Raw genomic sequence first — 2,744 nt, forward strand, 5'->3', positions numbered from 1 at the left:
GCCGGGTCACCGCGCGCGGGGAGAGCCTGGGAGTGGCGTTCTCCGACGAGGACGTGATCGAGTTCCTCGGCAGGGCGGGACTGCCCGACGCCGAGGACCTGCTCGACGATCCGGCGTGGGTGAAATGGCGTGGCGCGGACGCGCACCACTACGAGGCCGCCTAGGGGGTGTTTCGGAAGTCCTGTGCGGTGCCCGCGGTGTCCGGTGCGTGCTCTCGGCGTGCCGGACGAAAGCCCTCGTACCAGACGTACTCGGGGTTTCGGCCGGTGCGGTGAGTGGGGGTGCCCCCTGCTCGAAGCAGCCTGGGGGAGCGTGCCGGGCGCCGTGGGTGCTGTGCGGGACTTTCGAAACACCCCCTAGCGGCTTCCCGGAGTGCCGGAGCGCGAGCCCCGGCACCAGCGGCGGACGCGGCGTCCCGCTGCCGTCGGGCGGCGTCCGGGAACGCCACCCGGCCCGGCGCGACCGCGCCTGCGGTGCCCCGGTCGTCTGCGGTGCCGGCGAGCCGCCGTACCGGCCCCGGGGGTCCGGCACCGACACCGGGGAACGCCGACGGTGCGACGACGGCGCCCTCCAGATCCCTACGCGTCGATCCGTGTCGCCATCCGGGCCTTGCGCGCCGCCAGCTTCTCGTCGAACTTCGCGGCCTCCGCGTCCAGCCCGCCCAGGAACAGGCCCAGTTCCTCCTGAGCCCGGCGGCCGTCGGGGCCGAGGCCGTCGATGTCCATGATCTTCAGGAAACGGAGCACCGGCTGGAGCACCTCGTCGTGGTGGATCCGCAGGTTGTAGACCTCCCCGATCGCCATTTGCGCGGCGGCGCGCTCGAAGCCGGGGATCCCGTGGCCGGGCATGCGGAAGTTCACCACGACGTCCCGGACGGCCTGCATGGTCACGTCGGGCGCGATCTCGAACGCCGCCTTCAGCAGGTTCCGGTAGAACACCATGTGCAGGTTCTCGTCGGTCGCGATGCGCGCCAGCATCCGGTCGCAGACCGGATCGCCGGACTGGTGCCCGGTGTTGCGGTGCGAAATACGGGTGGCCAGTTCCTGGAACGAGACGTACGCCACGGAGTGCAGCATCGAGTGCCGGTTGTCCGACTCGAAGCCCTCGCTCATGTGGGCCATGCGGAACTGCTCCAGCTTGTCGGGGTCGACCGCGCGCGAGGCGAGCAGGTAGTCGCGCATCACGATGCCGTGCCGGCCCTCCTCGGCGGTCCAGCGGTGCACCCATGTGCCCCACGCGCCGTCACGGCCGAAGAGCGTGGCGATCTCGTGGTGGTAGCTGGGGAGGTTGTCCTCCGTCAGCAGGTTCACCACCAGTGCCGTCCGGCCGATCTCGGTGACCTTGGACTGGCCCTTCTCCCAGACCTCCCCGTCCTCGAAGAAGCCGGGGAAGTTGCGGCCGTCGCCCCAGGGGACGTACTCGTGCGGCATCCAGTCCTTGGCGACCTTCAGATGCCGGTCCAGCTCCTTCTCGACCACTTCTTCCAGCGCGCACAGCAGCCGCGTGTCGGTCCAGACGGAGGGGCTGCCGAGAGAGGGAGAGGTGATCGTCACGGGGTACTCCAGGGAGACGGCGAGGCAAGAGCGGGTGACCGGCGAGCGGTGCCGGAAACCTACGGGATCGTAGGCTACGAAACCGTAGGTTACGAAGCCGTAGGTTAAGTGCGCTGTAAAGGACGCTGATCAGCGGGTGCCTTCCAGGAACGGGGGCACGGGCCGCGCCAGGTCGCCGGGCGGGCCGACGGCCCCGGAAACCCCGGGGTTCCGGGCCGGAGGGCAACCGGTTCAGCGGGTCAGGCGTACAACTCCCGCAGACGCACCGAGAGGCACGTCACACAGCCCTCCAGCTTCTCGAACTCGCCGATGTCCACCAGGACCGGCTCATGCCCGAGGTCGGCGAGCAGGTCCGCCGTCTTCGGCGCGCTGGCAGCCATGAGCAGCTTGCCGCCGCCCAGCAGCACCACGTGCGAGCCGGACTCCTCCGGCACCGTCAGGAAGCGCGGGAACAGCGCGGGCTTGTCCACCAGCGGCACATGGCCGATGACCGTGCCGTCGGGCAGGGCGGTGACCGCCGACTTCAGGTGCAGCACCTTGGTGACGGGCAGGGACACCACCCGGGCGCCCAGCGGTTCGAAGACCGCGCGCAGCTGCTGGACGGCGGCCGTGTTGGTGCGCCCGCTGCGGCCCACGTAGATCGTGTCGTCTATCTTCAGCACGTCGCCGCCGTCGAGCGTGCCCGGCTCCCAGATCCAGTTGACCGAGCAGCCGAGCCGGGCCACGGCCTCCTCGACGCCCGCGGTCTCCTCGCGCCGTGACTCCGCGCCGGGCCGCGCGATCAGGGCGACGTTCTTGTACATCACCACGGTGTCCTCGACGAACACCGAGTCGGGGCAGTCGTCGGCCGGATCCACCTCGATCGTCTCCCAGCCGTGTGTACGCAGGGCCTCCGCGTACGCCCCCCACTGTTCGAGCGCGAGATCGACGTCGACCTTCTCGCGTTCGATGTGCGTCACCAGCCCCTCGGCGAGGCGTGGACTCGGTCGGCGGATGAGAGCCTTCTTGCTGGGCACGTGGGACTCCGTCTCGGCTGATGCTGTCGCCCGCCATCATGCAGGGCCGATGCGCGGGGACAAAGCCCTGGGGCCGGGCTCCTTCCCGGGCGGGGCCGGGCGCGGCTCGCCCACGGCGCCCCGCGCGCCGGGACCGCCCGCTCGTCCGGGTGGCCCCGGTGGACGATCCGTCGGC

The 2,744-nt window shown here is 70.8% G+C and carries 2 protein-coding genes; both read right to left on the minus strand.

What is annotated here, in order from left to right; translation table 11 throughout:
• Positions 1 to 578 precede the first annotated feature (578 nt).
• Positions 579 to 1,553, minus strand: coding sequence for an acyl-ACP desaturase (locus ACFSL4_RS20995; protein ID WP_381084998.1), 975 nt, complete (start codon positions 1,551 to 1,553; stop codon positions 579 to 581).
• 239 nt (positions 1,554 to 1,792) lie between these two features.
• Positions 1,793 to 2,569 (minus strand): dimethylargininase, encoded by a 777-nt coding sequence (gene ddaH / locus ACFSL4_RS21000; protein ID WP_381085000.1) that lies wholly within the window; start codon positions 2,567 to 2,569, stop codon positions 1,793 to 1,795.
• Between the last annotated feature and the right edge of the window lie 175 nt (positions 2,570 to 2,744).

The organism is Streptomyces caeni (assembly GCF_042678285.1).
Lineage (GTDB): Bacteria > Actinomycetota > Actinomycetes > Streptomycetales > Streptomycetaceae > Streptomyces > Streptomyces caeni.